At 59.4% G+C, this 18,933-nt stretch carries 3 protein-coding genes; all 3 read left to right on the forward strand.

All coding sequences use genetic code 11. The annotated features are described in order from the left end of the window. Positions 1-209 precede the first annotated feature (209 nt). Positions 210-6,320 carry an FG-GAP-like repeat-containing protein gene (locus SD425_RS18305; RefSeq protein ID WP_324671428.1) on the forward strand — a complete coding sequence of 2,037 codons (6,111 nt, stop codon included), beginning with the start codon at positions 210-212 and terminating at the stop codon, positions 6,318-6,320. A gap of 139 nt (positions 6,321-6,459) precedes the next feature. Further along, the gene (locus SD425_RS18310; RefSeq protein ID WP_324671430.1) at positions 6,460-12,540 is read left to right on the forward strand and encodes an FG-GAP-like repeat-containing protein; all 6,081 of its coding nucleotides are present in this window, start codon (positions 6,460-6,462) and stop codon (positions 12,538-12,540) included. A gap of 182 nt (positions 12,541-12,722) precedes the next feature. After that, positions 12,723-18,812, forward strand: a complete 6,090-nt coding sequence (locus SD425_RS18315) for an FG-GAP-like repeat-containing protein (protein ID WP_324671433.1) — start codon at positions 12,723-12,725, stop codon at positions 18,810-18,812. Positions 18,813-18,933: the final 121 nt, after the last annotated feature.

Raw genomic sequence — 18,933 nt, forward strand, 5'->3', positions numbered from 1 at the left:
GAGCGACAGCTTCATCATTGACCTACCACTCGCATACTATCCTGCCGAAACCAGCTTAGACGACCGATAGCACTTTAGAAAATTAATAGTACTATAATGATATAAAATTCTCTTTTATCTCGTCTAGACCTATGTTTACAACAAGCTGATTATAACACCTTACATATAGTTTACACGATATAAATGCCACGTTCTCACCCTCTTCTGCTATGATGACAACCTCTACCCTTCCGCAGCGCCCTGCTGCTCTAGCTAGGCTTGTTGCACCGATCAAAGCTAGCCTACTGCTCCTCCTAACAGTTGGTAGCGTACAGGCGCAGGCGCCTCTAGTCACGAGCCTAACACCAACGCGCAATGCCCGTTCGGCGCCGCGCACCACTAACGTCGCGGCCACCTTCAACCAAACGCTTAGCAACACGCCCGCCACGCAGCAAGCCCTTCGGGTATTTGGGCAGCAAGCCGGCAAGAAGGCTGGCACCGCAACAGTGAGTGGCAACACTCTCACCTTCGACCCAAGCACTAATTTCCAGCCAGGCGAAACGGTGTACGCCACCATTACGGGCGCGGCCCGGAGCAGCGGCGGCGTGGCTGCTGCGCCGCACGTTTTCCAATTTACCACGACTACCGCGGCGGCACCAGCCACCTTTGCGCCGGCCCGACTTGCGACCCTAGGTTTCTACCCCAATGAGGTAAAGTTCGGTGACCTGAACGGGGATGGCGCCTTGGATATCTTGGCAGCGAGTAGTAATTCAAATGTTGCCATCCGCCTCAATAACGGCAACGGCGTTTTTGGGACCACGCAAACAGTGGCCGTAAGCGCCGAAGCGCGCGTGCTGGCCACAGCCGACATTGATGGCGACGGTGACCTAGATTTCCTAACCTGCAACAACGTCTCCGGCACCACTCCCGTGAGTGTGCGGCTCAACAATGGGGATGCCACCTTCTCGAGCGCGCAATCGGTACAACCAGGTGGGGCAGTCTTGAGCATGACCCTAGGTGACGTGGATGGCGACGGCGACCAGGATCTGCTGATTGGCAAGAATGCTACGGTGGCCGTGCGCTTCAACAATGGCAGCGGCCTCTTCAGCGGCGACCAGGAAGTATCCGTTGATGCTTTCTATACGGAGGCCGTAGCGCTGGGTGACGTGGATAGCGACGGCGACCTAGACCTACTCACGGCCAACGACAGCCGAGGCACCGTGAGCGTACGCCTCAACAATGGGCTAGGTATTTTCACCGGCGGCTCCGAGGTAACGGTAGGCGGGCAGTTGTTTGACGTGACCACCGGCGACGTTGACGCCGATGGCGACCTCGACATCGTAGCCGCTAGCCAGAGCCTTGGCAAAGTGAGCGTGCGGCTGAACAACGGCAACGGCACTTTCGCCGGCGGCCAAGACTTAGTGGTAGGACCTAACCCCTACACGGTGGAACTCGGCGACCTGGATGGTGACGGCGACCTGGACCTAGCCACCGGCCGCACAAGTGGCGGCGTGGGCGTGAGCCTGAACAATGGCAGCGGCACCTTCGCCCCTGCCCAGACGCTGACCCCTGTCTCGTATGCCCGCCCCCTGACGCTCGGCGACGCCGACAACGACGGCGACCTCGACATTCTGACGGGCAACGACAACAGCACCAGTTACGGCTTGAATCTATTCCTGAACCAGCCTGCTCCTAGCATCACCAGCGTGACGCCCAATACCACATCAGCTGGCGTAAGCGTGACCATAATTGGCAACAACTTGCTAGGCGCGAACGGCGTGACCTTCAGCGGGACGGAAGCCCCCAGCTTCGTAGCCAATTCGAATACGCAGCTTACCGTTACTGTACCCAATGGCATTGCGTCGGGTCCGCTTGTGGTTACCTCCGTGCTAGGCAACAGCAACAGTGTGCCCTTTACCATTTCATCGATTTTGGGCGTGACGAGCGTCACGCCAGCGCGTAATTCCAACGCGGCGCCCCTCCGCGGGCCAGTGACGGTGACCTTGCGCGTTCCCTTCAACAACAGCCCCGCGACCCTAGGTGCCCTAAAGGTTTTCAGCCAACAGGCGGGCGGCAAGAAGGCTGGCACAACCAGCGTAAATTCTACTGCGCTGAGCTTCACGCCTACCGTTCCGTTTAAAGCCGGCGAAACCATCTACGCCACGCTCACAGGACAAGCCGAATCAGGACCAGGGGCCGAAATTACGCCCCACGTGTTTCAATTTACCACGGCTACCAGCCCGAGTTCGGGCGTGTTCGGGGGCGGCTCAGAGGTTGCGGTAGGGGGCAACCCTTTCGCATCAAGCCGTGGCTTAGCGACCGGCGATGTGGACGGCGACGGCGACCTCGACCTGGTGACTTCGAATGGTCTTACCAATACAGTGAGCGTACGGCTTAATAACGGCGCGGGTGCCTTCAGCGGCACCCAGGAAGTAGCCGTAGGCAACATACCGCTCAACGTGGCCTTAGGCGACCTCGATAACGACGGTGACTTGGATATGCTGGCGGTGAACCAAGGTACGGCGGCCAGCAACTTCGCCGGCTCGGTGAGCATACGGCTGAATAACGGCTCGGGTATCTTCTCGGGTAGCCAGGAAGTGCTGGTTGGCCAGGCGCCTTATGATGTGACCCTAGGGGATGTAGATGGGGATGGCGACCTAGATTTTGTATGTCCCAAAGCAAACGCCGCAGCGAGCGTGCGACTGAACGACGGCAGCAGCACCTTCAGCAGCGGCTCGGAAGTGGCACTCGGTTCTCTGTCTTATACAGCTGCGCTGGCAGACATAGACAATGATGGCGACTTGGATTTGCTCGCCCCCAGCTACGGTGGTTCTACCCTGAGTGTCCGTTTAAACAATGGCAATGGCATCTTCACCGGTACCCAGATCGTATCGGCGGGGGGTAGTCCTAATGGCTTTGCCGTGGGCGACATCGACGGAGATGGAGATGTGGACCTATTGGTTACCAGCTTCCTTGAATTCAGGGGCGTTGACATTCGCTTTAACGATGGGGCGGGCAAGTTCAGTAGTACCCAACGGCTGCCCTTGCCGAATGGGGCAACCAGCTTAGCGTTGAGCGACGTGGACGGTGATGGTGATCTGGATTTGCTAGCGTCAAACTATCGGACGCTCATGAGTGCGAGCATCTGTTTGAACAATGGGCTAGGTAGTTTCAGCATCAGCCAGCAAGTGGCGCTGGCCGCTGGTGCACAGGGGCTCGCGGTTGGTGATTTAGACGGTGATGGTGACACTGATTTCTTAGCGCGCTCCGACATCGGCAGCAACGTGAGCGTGCGCCTAAACGGCAACACAACGCTGCTGCCCACGGCCTTCTCCCCTACCCGCAACGCCCGCTCAGCCCCGCGCAACACTGATGTGTCCGTCACCTTCAACCAAGCCCTCACCAACAACGCAGCCACGCAGGGTGCGCTGAAAGTGTTTGGGCAGCAAAGCGGCTTGAAAGCCAGCGCCGTAGCAGTAAGCGGTAATACGCTCACGCTGAACCCAACTACCGACTTTAAGCCCGGCGAAAAAGTGTTTGCAACGCTTACCACCGCCGCGCAAAGCAGCAGCGGCAGCCTGACCAACCCGCAAGTGTACGAGTTCACGGCGGCTACCGCCCCTAGCCCGGGCACCTTCCTAGGCGGCTCTGACATTGCCGGTGCCGGCAACATCGCCGTGGGCGACCTGGACGGCGACGGTGACCTGGACTACGTGACCTTGGCGGGCGGCGTGCGCTACAACGACGGCACCGGCCGCTACGTCACCGGGCAGCTGTCCGGCACCCTTGGCGCGGCGCGCAACGTGGCCCTGGCCGACCTCGACGGCGACGGCGACCTGGATATGTTACTGAGTGCCAACAACGGCCGGGGCTTTGTGAACGTGCGCTTCAACAATGGCACCGGCGTTTTCTCGGGTAACCAAGTGGTGCAGGTGGGCGCGGAGCCGTACGGCCTGGCTGCGGCCGACGTGGATGGCGACGGCGACCTGGACCTGCTTACCGCCAACTATAGCAGCGCCAGCGTGAGCGTGCGCCTGAACGATGGCGCGGGCACTTTCGGCGGCGGCTCGGAAGTTAGCGTGGGCACCCAGCCCAACAGTCTGGCCATAGGCGACATCGACAGCGACGGCGACCTAGATTTTATCGTGCAGAACTCCAACACTACCACCGTCAGCATCCGTCGCAACGACGGCCGGGGCAACTTCAGCGGCACGGAAACCCTCTCCACCGGCTTCAACCCCAGCAGCATGGTGCTGGGCGATGTGGATGGCGACGGCGACCTGGACCTGCTTACCGCCAACTTCAACAACTACGAGGGCAACCGCACCGTGAACGGCGACGTGCGCGTGAGCAAGAACGACGGCTTCGGCACGTTCAGCAACGCACAGAAGGTAATGCTGGGCGGCAGCCCCACCGATGTGACCTTGGGCGACGTGGACGGCGATGGCGACCTAGACCTCGTCACATCCAACGGCGGCAACGGCAGCGGCACCACCGCCAGCATTCGCCTGAACGACGGCACCGGCACCTTCTCGGGTACTCAGGAGGTGACCGTAAGCACTGGCGCTAACAACGTGGCGCTAGCCGACGTGGACAATGATGGTGACCTAGATTTGCTCACCAGCGGCATCAGCAGCACCAGCGTGCGCCTGAACACTGCGCCGCTAGCTATTACCGCCGTATCGCCTGGGCGCAACGCCCCGGCCGCGCCGCGCACGACTCCCGTGGCTGTTACCTTCAACCAACCGCTCAGCACCGACCCCGCCGCCCAGAACGCTCTGCGCGTATTCAGCGCCCAGGCGGGAGGCCGCAAGACGGGCACGGCCACCGTTAGTGGCAACACGCTCCGCTTCGCTCCGAACGGCACTTTTAAGCCCGGCGAAACAATCTTCGCCACCGCGACTACAAGCGTGCGCGGCGCCAATAACCAGATACTGCCGAAACCCCAGGTTTTTCAGTTTACAGCTGCCACAGCACCTAGCAACGTCAACTTTAGCAGCGGCTCCGACCCGAGCGTGGGCGCCACTCCGCAGTCCGTCGCTACCGGCGACGTGGATGGCGACGGCGACCTCGACTTGCTCACCACCACCAACAACGCTATTGGCTACGTGAGAGTGCGCCTAAACAATGGCGCGGGCGCCTTCAGCGGCGGCTCGGAAGTGTACGTGGGGAACAATCCGTATCAGCTGGTGCTCGGCGACGTGGATGGCGACGGCGACCTGGACCTAGCGACGGCGCTTTCGGGCGCCGGCGGCGCTGGTGGTGCCGTGCGCGTTATCAGGAACAAGGGCGCGGGGATCTTCAGCAACAATGACATTCAAACGGTGTCCGTCGGCCCGAATGCGCACGCCGTTGCCTTCGGCGATGTGGATGGGGACGGCGACCTGGATTTGCTCGTGGCCAACTATACGGTGGTGGGTAACACAACCAACAGCACCGTAAGCGTGCGCCTCAACGACGGCACGGGCGAATTCAATAGCGGCTCGGAAGTAAATGTGGGCACGCGCCCGGTAAGCCTAGCCCTCGGCGATGTGGATAACGACGGCGACCTCGACTTCCTTACGGCCAACTCGAACAGCACTACCATCAGCCTACGCCTAAATGATGGCACGGGCACGTTCAGTGGCACTACCGAAATCAATACGGCTTACAACCCGGAAGTAGTTACCCTCGGCGACGTCGATAACGATGGCGACCTCGACCTAATCGCGGCGCACGTGGTGAGCAGGGTGGTAGTCGTACGCCTCAACGATGGAGCAGGAAACTTCTCCGGTACCGTGCCGTTGGTTTTGGGGCTAAGTGCCCCGTACGGTCTAGCCCTAGGCGACGCTGACGGCGACGGCGACCTAGATATGTTCGTGGCAAACAGCGGCACCAACACCGTGAGCGTGCGCCTCAACAATGGCGCGGGCACCTTCGGCGGCAGCCTGCAAGTACCCGTGGGCAGCAACCCCACCAGCGTCGTTCTCGGCGACCTGGACGGCAACGGCACCCTCGACTTTATCACTGCGAACAAAGACGCCAACACCGCCAGCGTGCGGCTGAATTCCCCGGTTGCCGCCAAAGTGCTGGCCGCGGCGCCGGCGAAGCTGCTTGAGCAAGTGGAACTGTACCCCAACCCGGCCCACGAGCTGGTGCAGCTAGTGTTGCCAACCGAACTCGTGCAACAAGCCGTGCAGCTTAGCCTGGTGAATGCGCTCGGCCAAGTGGTGCTGGAGCAACAGCTTACCGCCCAGCAAACAGCGTTGGAGCTGAAGCTAGGGCGGCTACCGCAAGGCGTTTACAGCGTGCAGCTCCGCACAGCTGCGGGTCTCGTAACCAAGCGGTTAGTAATCGAGTAAGGCTTCTACAACGAACGATCAATTCGATAAGCTTCCAACAAAACGACCGGAGTCAGTAATAGGCTCCGGTCGTTTTGTTGGAAGCCCCGATTATCGACCAACTCATATCCTGAAACACCAACCCTATTCTTTCTTAGCTATGATCACACTTCCTACTCTTCCGCCTGGTTTACGACCTAGGCTCTTGCTACTGTTGCTCGCCAGCACGAGCACGGCCTACGCCCAAACGCCCACCGTCACGAGCTTGTCGCCGGTGCGTAATGCGCGCTCGGCGCCGCAAGCCACCAATGTATCCGTTGATTTCAGCCAAGCGCTGAGCAGCAATGCCGCTACCCTAGGTGCGCTAAAGGTATTCAGCCAGCAGACCGGCGGTAAGAAAGCCGGCACGGCGACGGTCAGCGGCAACACGCTCAGCTTCGACCCTAGCTCCAACTTCAAGGGAGGCGAGACCGTGTTTGCCACGGTAACCTCGGCAGCGCAGAGCAGCAGTGGCACGCCCGCCGCGCCGCAGGTTTTCCAGTTCACTGCGGCCACGACCCCGTCGCCCGCCACCTTCAGCCCTAGCACCCAGACAGTAGAGGGCTTTGCGCTGAATGCCTATAATTTCATACTGAGCGACCTCGATGGCAATGGTGCGCTGGATGTTTTGTGTCCCGTCGCAAACACGAACACTGGAAGTAGTGGGGCAGTAGGAATACGTTTTAATAACGGTGATGGTACCTTCGGCGGGTTTCGGACGGCGAGCGTTGCTATTGATCCTTCCAAAGTAGTAACGGGAGACCTCGACGGCGACGGCGACCTGGACCTGATTACGGCGGGTTCCATCTACCCCACCAGGACTTACCGCATCAGTGTCCGCTTCAACGATGGAGCTGGCTCCTTCAGCGGCACACAACAGTTTGTCGTTGGGGATAATACCACCGACCTCATCCTAGGTGACGTGGATGCCGACGGGGACCTGGACCTACTCACCTGCAACAGCGCGACGGTAAGTGTGCGGCTGAACAACGGCAGCGGCGGCTTCAGCGGCAACCAGGAAGTACCCATTAACGCAAGCGGCGCCAGTGCCATCGTGCTCGGCGACGTAGACAACGACGGTGACCTCGACTTCGCCACGGCCAACGGCAACACCGGCATCAGCATTCGCCTGAACAACGGTAGTGGCAGCTTCGGCACCGGCCAGGATGTGCGCGTGGGCAGCCAGGTAACGGAGTTGGCCACCGGCGACGTAGATGCCGATGGCGACCTAGATATTGTGACGGCGGGCACCAACGCGGCTGGCTCGGTAACCGTGCTGCTAAACACCGGCGCGGGTACCTTCGCGCCCGGCCAAAACCTAGCCCTGGGCGCCAGCTCCACCAAAGTGGCCCTAGGCGACCTCGACGGCGACAACGACCTCGATCTGATGTCCAGCGTGAATGATGGCGTGCGCGTGCGCCTCAACAATGGCAGCGGCACCTTCAGCGGCACGCAAGCCTTGCTGGCCGGCGCCAACGTGCGCACTGCCTTGCTGGGCGACCTCGACGGCGACGGCGACCTGGATATTCTGGCCGGTGCCAACAGCATCACCGGCTTAAGCGTCCTCCAGAATCAGCCAGCCCCGAGCACTACCAGCATTACGCCCGACGTCGCCACAACGCGTAATACCGTCACGATAACCGGTAGCGACCTACTAGGTACTACCGGGGTGACCTTCAACGGCGTTGTGGCGCCCACCTACACCGTAAAATCGAACACGCAGCTGCTTGTGGCCGTGCCCGACGGTGCCACGACGGGCCCCGTTGTGGTGAACTCATTAGTGGGCAATAGCAATGGCCTTCCGTTCACCGTAACACCGATTGCAGTTGTGACCAGCGTAACGCCTACGCGCAACACGTTTCTGGCTCCTAGGCGTACGCCGATTGCAGCTACGTTCAATCAGCCCCTAGGCACCGGGTTCGACGCTTCGCAGGCCATTCGGGTGTTCAGCCAAGAATCGGGGCGCAAAGCAGGCCAAGCAACGGTGAGCGGCAGTACGCTCAGCTTTGTACCCACCACCGATTTTAAAGCCGGTGAAACCCTGTACGCCAGCGTGACGGCAACGGCACAGAGTAGCGCAGGTTCGGCCGTCAAGCCGCACGTGTTTCAGTTTACCACGGCTACTACCCCGAGCTCGGCCACCTTTGCTACCGGCGCCAACCTAGCCTTGTACACGCATGTTGATAATGTGGTACCAGGTGACGTGGATGGGGATGGTGACACTGATCTGCTGGTGACCACCAATTCTTCCGAAGGCCTGCCCAAAGTAACCACCTATCTAAATAATGGCAGTGGCGCCTTCACGAGCGCTACGCAACTAACGCTACGCGGCAGCTACATCTCCCTAGAAATGGGTGATATCGACGGCGACGGCGACCTGGACTTAGTAGTTCCGAACAATGGTCTACTTAATGGGCAGCTCGACACGTACTTGAATAACGGCCAAGGCACTTTCACGCTGGTGGCGGGGTCGGCGGCAAACCTCATCTCTATCGGCCAGTTCAGTCTTCGGGATGCCGATGGCGATGGCGACCTAGACATCTTTACGACAGGCTATAGTGGGGTAGTGGTGTACTTCAATAACGGTAGCGGCACGTTCAGCAATCCTCGCTCAACACCCGTAGGAGTTGGGGCAAAGTACCTCGCCATTGGGGACTTAGATAACGATGGTGACCTTGATGTTATCTCCGCTCCCTACAGCTACCTGAATACGGCCAGCGTGCGCTTCAACGATGGCCTCGGCACCTTCACCGGCACCCAAGAACTCCCCATCAGCATTCTGCCCAACGACGCAGACCTAGGTGATATCGACGGCGACGGGGACCTCGACTTTGTGGTGGCCAGCAATAGCACTAAGGCCGTTGACATCCGCCTGAACAACGGGGCTGGTGTATTCAGCGGCACTGGGTCAGTACCAGTGGGCAAGGGCGGCCAACCGGCCCGAGTATACCTCCGCGACATTGATGGTGACGGCGACCTCGACATCTTGACCAGCAGCACCGACAATTCCGTGAGCATCCGCCTCAACGACGGCAAGGGTAACTTCTCGGGCAATCAGGAGATTCCGGCTGGTAACAATCCCTACTACTTCTTTGTGCGCGACACCGACAACGATGGCGACCTCGACTTCATCACGACCAGCTACGATGTGGTGCAGGTGCAAGTGAACGGCGCCAATTCGCTGCTCGTCACTTCCGTTAACCCGAGCCGCAACGCCCGAGCCGCCCAACGCGACGTCCCAATTGGCGCAACATTTAGCCAGAACATTGCCAACAGCACCGCTACCCGGAATTCATTGAAGGTATTCAGCCAGCAGGCCGGCGGACTGTTGCCGTCGCAACCGCTGGTTAGCAATAGCTTTTTCGTCTTCACCCCAACTACCAACTTCAAGCCCGGCGAGAAGGTGTCAGTAACCATCACGCGGGGCGTGGAAACCAGCACGGGCCAGAACCTAGCCAACCCGCAAGTCTATCAGTTTACGACTGCGGTGGCACCTAGCCCTGGCAACTTCATCGGCGGTTCCGATACTCCTGGTGGCGGCCGGCTAGCAGTTGGCGACCTAGACGGCGACAAAGACCTTGACTACGTAACCTTCAGCGGTGCCGTACGCCTCAATGACGGAACTGGCGTGTACACTGCTGGGCAGCAAGTGTCCTTTAATGGTCTCCCACGCAACGTGGCGCTAAGCGACGTGGATGGCGACGGCGACCTCGACCTGTTGCTGAGTGTCAACAATGGCCAGGGTATTGTGTATGTGCGCCTGAACAATGGCTCGGCTAACTTTTCGGGAACTCAGCAGGTGCTGGTTGGCCAGGAGCCTTATGGCCTAGCCGTGGGCGACGTGGATGCCGATGGTGATATTGATTTGATTACCAGTAACGGGAGCAGCAGCAGCGTATCAGTTCGCTTCAACGATGGCTTGGGCAACTTCACGGGCACCACTGTGGTGACTGTAAACAGCCAACCGACCAGTGTAGCGCTGGGGGATATCGACAACGACGGCGACCTCGACTTGCTGGTGGGCAACTACAACACATATACCGTATCAGTGCGCCTCAACAACGGACTTGGCGGTTTCAGCGGCAACCAGGAAGTAACCGTGGGCCTTAACCCCAATAACCTAGCCTTGGGCGACGTGGATGGCGACGGGGACCTCGATTTTGTCACCTCCAACTTCAACACCTACGTGAACAACCAACGGAGAAATGGCAACGTGAGCGTGGTGCTTAACAATGGGCTCGGCACCTTCCGGGAAAGTCAGCAAGTGGCGCTCAGCGGCACCCCCCTCGACGTAACGCTGGGCGACGTAGATGGCGACGGCGACCTAGATATCGTGACGGCCAACGGTGGTGATGCGACCGATGCCACGGCTAGCGTGCGGCTGAACAACGGGACCGGCACCTTCGCGGGCACTCAGGAAGTGCTCGTCAGCCTCCGGCCCGGCAGTGTAGTGCTAGCCGATGCCGACGGCGATGGTGACCTCGACCTTTACACCGGAGGCAACACCAGCACCAGCTTGCGCCTCAACCAACCCGATACGTCGTTCCTGGTGCTGAGAGAGTTCTCACCAACTCGCAATTCGTCAGCCGCACCGCGCACGGCACCCATTACGGCTACCTTCAACCAGATCATGAGCCCCAGCGTGGTGAACCAAAACGCGTTGAGAGTATTTGGCACGCAAAGCCCCAAAGCGGGTAGCACCACCGTAAATGGCAACACCATCAGCTTCGCGCAAACGAATGGCTTTAAACCTGGCGAAACGGTCTTCACAACGGTTACGTCATCGTCGCGGAGCACCACTAACCAAACGCTGCTTACGCCACAAATCTTCCAGTTCACGGCCGCCACGGCTCTTGCCACGGCTGCCTTCACTGTCGGTTCCGATCCTAGCCTAGGCTCAAACCCGCAAGCAGTCGTCGCTGGCGACGTAGATGGCGACGGCGACCTCGACTTGCTATCCGTTAGCTACATCACTGGCGGACAGGTAAATGTGCGCCTAAACAACGGCAATGGCACGTTCCGCAACGGGCAAGACATACGGCTCGGCTACAACCCCTATCACCTAGCCTTGGGCGACATCGACGGCGACGGCGACCTCGACTTGGTAACCGCTAATGCTGGGGGCCCCGAGGGCTTCTCGAGCGTATGCTTCAACAACGGCGCGGGCCTTTTCTCGAGCAATTACGAGGTACCCGTAGGCATCAATCCGCACGCAGTAGCGCTGGCTGACGTAGACGCCGATGGCGACCTCGATTTGCTTGCGGCTAACTACGTGGTGCGCGGTAACACCACCAGCAGCTCCGTCAGTGTGCGCCTAAATAATGGTACGGGCGCGTTCAGCGGCACCCAAGAAGTGAGCGTGGGCACCCGGCCGGTGAGCCTAGCTCTCGGCGACGTAGATGGCGATGGCGACCTGGACCTCTTCACGGCCAACTCCAACACCAACACCGTCAGCTTGCGCCTCAATGACAGCAAAGGCATCTTCAGCGGCACCACCGAGATCAGCGTGCCCTACAACCCGGAAACGCTGACACTCGGCGATATTGACAAGGACGGTGACCTCGACCTACTCGTCGCCAACACGGCTAGCAACTCGGTAAGCGTACGCCTCAACAATAGCCTAGGGGTATTCTCCGGCACCGTGCAAATATCTGACTTGCGGGCACCGCGCGGCCTAGCCCTCGGCGACGTGAACGGGGACAGCTACCTGGATTTGCTGGTAGCTAATAGCGCCAACAACACCGTGAGCGTACGCCTGAATACTGGCAGTGGCTTCTTCGGTATCAACGCACCAGTGCGGGTAGATGATGTTCCTACTGGCCTCACGCTGGGCGACTTTGACGGCAACGGCACGCTTGACTTCGCGACAAGCAACCTAGGCAACAGCACTGCCAGCATCCGCTTGAACACGCCCGTTTCCGCCAAAGTACTGGCATCCGCTAACGCTAGTCTAACGGCTCAAGTAGAGCTGTACCCTAACCCGGCCCACACCAGCGTGCAGCTACACCTTCCCGCCGAACTCACTCGCCAGCCCGTGCAGATCAGTCTGCTGAACAGCTTGGGGCAAGTGGTGCTGGAGCAGCAGCTCGCCACCGGGCAGAACGCGCCCGAGCTGAAGCTAGGCCAATTGGCACGCGGCCTCTACAACGTGCAGTTGCGCACCACCTCGGGCCTTGTGGTGAAGCGCTTGGCTGTGGAATAGGCTTGCTAGCTCCTAATCCATCGGCCGCTTTTTGAGCCGGAGCATGCCTGCTAGGCACAAATTGGCCGGAGTCGAAAATGGCTCCGGCCAATTCTTTATTGACTGAGTACCAAACTCATCTATTTGCGTATAACTCACGCTTTGATTTTTCGTCCTTCCTATTTCTTATTCTTTCCCCTCGTATGATGCCAGTTTTTACTCTCTCCCGTGGCCTACTTCATGCAGGCACGGCGACACGGCATGCTTGCGTGCTAGGTGCAGGTTTGCTCCTGACCTCACTCGGAAACCTAGCCAGCGCCCAAGCACTCGTGGTCAGCAACGTCACGCCAGCTCGCAACATAGTGAAAGCAGCGCCGGCCACCAACGTTGCGGTTACCTTCAACCAGCCGCTCAGCAACACGGCCGCGACGCTTGGCGCGCTGAAAGTGTTCAGCCAGCAAGCCGGTGGCAAGAAGGCGGGTACGGCTACCGTCAGCAGCAACACCCTAACCTTCGACCCTAACACCGACTTCAAAGCAGGTGAAACAGTGTACGCTACCGTGACGGCCGCAGCGCAGAGCAGCGGTGGCGTTCCGGCGGCGCCACAGGTTTTTCAGTTTACCACGGCTACAGCACCGGCGCCGGCTACCTTTAGTGGGCCAGAATCGACCTTAACTACTTCCCCGGAGGATGTAGCCGTAGGTGATCTAGATGGTGACGGCGACCTTGACCTGGCCACTATTCAGCGTATCTCCTACCCTAGCAATAATGTAAGTATTCGCCTGAATAATGGGACGGGCATCTTTTCAGGCGGTCAGGATTTGAATGTGGGTCCTTACTCTCCCTATAAGATAATCCTCGGCGACGTAGATGGGGATGGCGACCTGGATCTGCTTATTTCTTACTTTCAGAATCTTGGCGTCGTAACGATACTCTTGAATGATGGCAAAGCCAACTACACGCTAAAACAACAGGTCAGCGTCGGTTCGTATCCTGTTGACCTAGCAGTAGGGGATGTGGATGCCGACGGCGACCTGGACCTTCTGACGGCTAATTCCACTTATCCGGCTAACACAGCAAGCATTCGCCTCAATGATGGCAGCGGCACCTTCAGTAGCGGTAGCGAAGTCAGCGTCGGAATTGGTGGCCGAACTATTGCGGTCGGTGACGTGGACAATGATGGCGACCTCGACTTGCTCACGGCCAATAGTAAATCGGTCTCTGTACGCCTGAACAACGGACTAGGTGGGTTCCGTGGCTCGCAGGAGCTAAGCACCAGCTACTTCACCGGCAACCTAGCCGTGGGCGACATAGACAACGACGGCGACTTGGATTTTGTGACAGCCGGCGAAGCCAACGGCATCGGAACGGCGAGTGTCGGCTTCAACGATGGTACAGGCACCTTCAACAATGGACCCAATATTACCTTAGGTGGCGTGAGCAACATTGGGTTAGGAGACTTCGAGGGTGACGGCGACCTGGATCTATTGGTGCTGAACAGCTACGGTAGCAGTTCGGTCAGCCTTCAGCTGAACAACGGGGCGGGCACTTTCAACGCGGGCCAAGAAATACCTCTGAGCTATTCTGGTAACCTTCGGCTAGGCGACCTGGATACGGACGGCGACCTGGATTTTCTGACTTTCACCGGCACTACTGTGCATGCGCACCTCAACCAAGGGGCTCCGGTCATTGCCGGTCTATCGGCCAGCAGCGGCGCGGCAGGCGTGAGCATTGTGCTGGCAGGCACCAACTTTTTAGGCGCCACCGCTGTGACCTTCAACGGAATAGCCGCCACCAGCTTCGTCGTAAATTCCCCATCTCAAATCACCGTGACGGTGCCACTGGGCGCTACCACGGGGCCCCTCGTCGTGACCACACCCGTTGGGACAAGTAACAGCGTGCCGTTCACGGTCACGCAGGACCTAGCCGTGACGAGTGTATCGCCGGCGCGCAACGCGCGCTCGGCACCTAGGCGCGGGCCCATCGCCGTAACGCTCAATCAACCACTCAGCAACACGGCTACGACCCTAGGTGCACTAAAAGTGTTCAGCCAGCAAGCCGATGGCCTGAAGGCAGGTACGGGTATCGTCAGTGGCAATACGCTCCGCTTTGCACCCAATACCGATTTCAAAGCGGGCGAAACGGTAGTTGCCACGCTTACCGCGGCGGCGCAGAGTAGTACGGGTGCTTCGGCCAAATCGCACGTATTTCAATTCACGACAGCGACCAGCCCGAGCACGGGCGTATTTGGCGGCAATCAGGAAGTAACCGTGGCGGGTCAGCCCTCGCAGGTGGCTGCCGGGGATATTGATGGGGACGGTGATTTGGACCTGCTCACGCCGATCAACGGGAACACCGTGAGTGTGCGCCGCAACGATGGCAACGGTATTTTCAGTGGCAATCAGGAAATACCTATGTCAACGCCGGCCTATGCCACCTTGGGCGATATAGACGGCGACCATGACCTAGACTTAGTGGTTGCCAACTATGTTAACAATGGCACGGTGAGCGTACGCCTGAATGACGGCACGGGCTCCTTCTCTGGCAGCCAAACAGTAGCCGTAGGATCTTATCCGTTCGACTTGTCTCTGAAGGATGCCGATGGCGACGGCGACCTAGATTTATTTGCGGTCGGCATCGATTATACAGCCCCCTTCAACGGCATCGTAAGCGTACGCCTGAATGATGGCACGGGCTCTTTCACGGGTAATCAGAATGTAATCATCGGCACGAATACGCGCGGCCTAGCGGTAGTGGACGTGGATGCCGATGGTGACGTAGACTTGCTCGCGTGTGCTTCCCAAGACAATAAGGTGAGCGTGCGCCTGAATAACGGCGCTGGTCTCTTCTCGGGTACTACTAGCATACCGGTAGGCAACTTCCCTACGAGTCTGACCACAGCTGACGTAGACGGCGACAGCGACCTGGACTTTATGACGGGCAACCGCAACAGCAACACCGTCAGCGTACGCCTTAACAACGGCATCGGCTCGTTCGTGGCGGCGCCTGATATTCCGCTGAACGTCACACCCGTCGGTGTAACAGCCGCCGACGTAGACGGGGACGGCGACCCGGATTTGCTTGTTACCACGGAAGCCAACTCCAAAGTGAATGTGCGTGTTAATGATGGCCTAGGGTCCTTCACAGGCACGCAGGAAGTATCCGTTGGGAATACACCCCGCGGTACCACAGTGGCCGACGTCGATAATGATGGTGACCTGGATTTGCTGGTTGCCAATGCAAATGCGAATACCGTAAGCGTACGCCTAAACGGTGGCAAAACCTTGCTCGCTACTACCCTCTCTCCTACTCGAAATGCACGCTCGGCGTCCCGCAACACCGACGTAACGGCAACCTTCAACCAACCGCTGGCCAACAACGCCGCCACGCAAGGCGCTCTGAAGGTATTCAGTCGGCAAGCGGGCGGGCTGAAAGCTAGCGCCGCCACCGTCAGCGGCAACACCCTCACGGTGAATCCCACGACTGACTTCAAGCCCGGCGAAACGGTGTTTGCAACGCTGACCAAGGCCGCGCAAAACAGCAGTACCAGCTTGCCTAACGCGCAGGTCTTTCAGTTTACCACGGCCGTAAGCCCTAGTACGGGCACCTTCGCGGGTGGCGCTGATGTAGCGGGGGCAGGCGCCGTAGCCGTGGGCGACGTGGATGGCGACGGCGACTTAGATTTTGTAAACGCCTCAGGCGGTGTGCGTCTGAATACTGGCAACGGCCGGTATACCAACGGTCAGCAAATCCAGATAACGGCCTTCGGCGGCCCAGTCAGTGTGACCCTAGGTGACATTGACGGCGACGGTGACCTGGATCTGGTGCTGAATGTGAACCCCCAGGGCGTCCTCTACGTCCGCTTCAATGATGGCAAGGGCACTTTTTCCGGCACTCAGCAAATCCAGGGCGGCTCTGGTCCAGCAACGTTGGTTCTAGCCGATGTAGACGGGGATGGCGACCTAGATCTGCTCACGGGCAACTATGTTAGCAACAACACCGTGAGTGTGCACTTCAACAATGGGCAAGGTATTTTTTCAGGCACGAAGAATATCAATTTGGGTAGCCCGGTAAACGACCTAGCCGTAGGTGACATCGACAACGATGGCGACCTAGACTTCGTGGTGCCGAATATCTCCAACAATATCGTGAGCATTGGGCGGAACGACGGCAGCGGCAATTTCAGTAGCAGCCAAGGCTTTGCCGCCACGTTCGCCCCTTCCGGCGTCGCCCTCGGTGACCTCGACGGCGACGGCGACCTGGACCTGCTCACCACCACACGCTACCGTTACGAGAACGGGCAGCAACTCAACGGCGACGTTTACGTGAGCCTCAACGATGGATTCGGCAACTTCAACGTTACGCAGCAGGTGCCCAATGTCAGGCGTGCGAATCGGATCATGCTGGGCGACGTGGATGGCGACGGCGACCTCGACTACGTGACCTCCGGCGGCGGCGTGCGCCTGAACGATGGTACTGGCACCTTCTTCGGCAACCAAGAAGTAGCCACCACGGGCATCGGCTTCGTGGAGCTAGCTGATGCCGATGGCGACGGCGACCTCGATATCTTCGCGGGCGGTACCATCTTCGACGGTGGCCCCGTCACCAGCATCCGCTTCAACCAGGGCACCACCACGCCGCTGGCTGTTTCGGTGCTTTCGCCCCAGCGCAATGCGCCCTCATCGCCGCGGCCCACGCCGGTGTCCGTGACGTTCAACCAGGCCCTCAACCCCGACGTCAGTCAGAGTACGGTGAAGGTATTTGGTCAGCAAGTCGGCCTGAAAGCGGGCACCACCAGCGTGAGCGGCAGTACGCTGACGTTTGCGCCTACCGCTGACTTCAAACCCGGCGAAACGGTGTTTACTACGATTACAGCAGCCCGTAGTACTAGCAGCCAGGCCCTGTCAAAGCCCTTTGTTTTCCAATTTACGGCGGGCACGGCACCGGCCACTTCGCTCTTCACACTGGATAACTCACTGAGCGTGGGCAACAACCCGCAGAGCGTCGCCCTGGGTGACCTCGACGGGGACGGCGACCTGGACCTAGCCTCGGCCAGCAACAACTACCCCAACGGCACAGTGAGCATCCGGCTAGGCAACGGCAACGGCACCTTCGCGGCCAGCCAGGAAGTGCCCGTGGGCTGGGGGCCTTTCCAGGTGGTGCTCGGCGACGTGGACAATGATGGCGACTTGGACCTGCTCACGGCCAACGCGAGCTTCCCGGTGGGGACCATCAGCGTGCGCCTGAACAATGGCCGCGGCACCTTCTCGGGCAGCCAGGAGGTGTTGGTCGGCAACAACCCGCACGCCGTGGCCCTCGGCGACGTAGATGGCGACGGGGACCTGGATTTGCTGGCGGCTAACTACGAGCCCGCTTCCGTGAGCATCCGCCTGAACGATGGCGCCGGAACCTTCGGCAACGGCTCAGAAGTGAGCGTGGGTCCGCGGCCACTGGGCCTGACCCTGGGTGATGTCGACGACGACGGCGACTTGGATGTGCTCACGGCCAACTCCTTCAACAGCACCGTCAGCCTGCGCTTCAACAACGGCAATGGGACCTATTCCGCTAGCACCGGCGTAGAGATTGGAGTAGCCTACAACCCCGAGGCCCTCACCCTCGGGGACATCGACAACGACGGCGACCTGGATCTGCTGACGGCACATCCGGTTGGTAGCACCGTGAGTGTGCGCTTCAATGATGGCAGCGGCAGCTTCTCGGGCACGCAGCAGCTCGCCGTTAGTCGGGAGCCCCACGCCCTAGCCTTGGGCGACACCGACGGCGATGGCGACCTGGACCTGCTGACCGCCAACTACGGCAGCACCAATGCTAGCTTGCGCCTGAATGATGGCCTGGGCACCTTCAGCCGCAGTTCGGAAGTGCCCGTCGGTGGCAAGGCCAGCAGCGTAGCCTTCGGCGACATCGATGGCAACGGCGCCCTGGACTTCGTGACGACGCACCAAGGCGCCAACACCGCCAGCGTGCGCCTCAACAAGACGACTACCGCCGCCAAGGTGCTGGCGACAACGGCAACGCCCCGGAACCTAGCTGAGCAAGTAGCGCTGTACCCCAACCCGGCCCATGCGTCGGTGCGGTTGCAGCTGCCAGCCGAGCTGGCCCAACAAGCGGTGCAGCTTAGTGTGGTAAATACCCTGGGCCAGGTGGTACTAGAGCAAAAGCTAGCTGCCCGGCAAACGGCATTGGAGCTGAAGCTAGGTCGGCTAGCGCAGGGCGTGTACAACGTGCAGTTACGCACCGCGTCTGGCCTCGTCGTGAAACGCCTTGTGGTTGAATAGACTCTGCGCCAAAAACCCTCACTCATAACTGTAGTACAAAAGTGACCGAAGCCGAAAGCTGGCTTTGGTCACTTTCATGTTTATCTACAACCGCCCCCTATTACTCTAGTCCTCAATCCAT

The sequence above is a fragment of the Hymenobacter sp. GOD-10R genome (genome assembly GCF_035609205.1).
Classification (GTDB): domain Bacteria; phylum Bacteroidota; class Bacteroidia; order Cytophagales; family Hymenobacteraceae; genus Hymenobacter.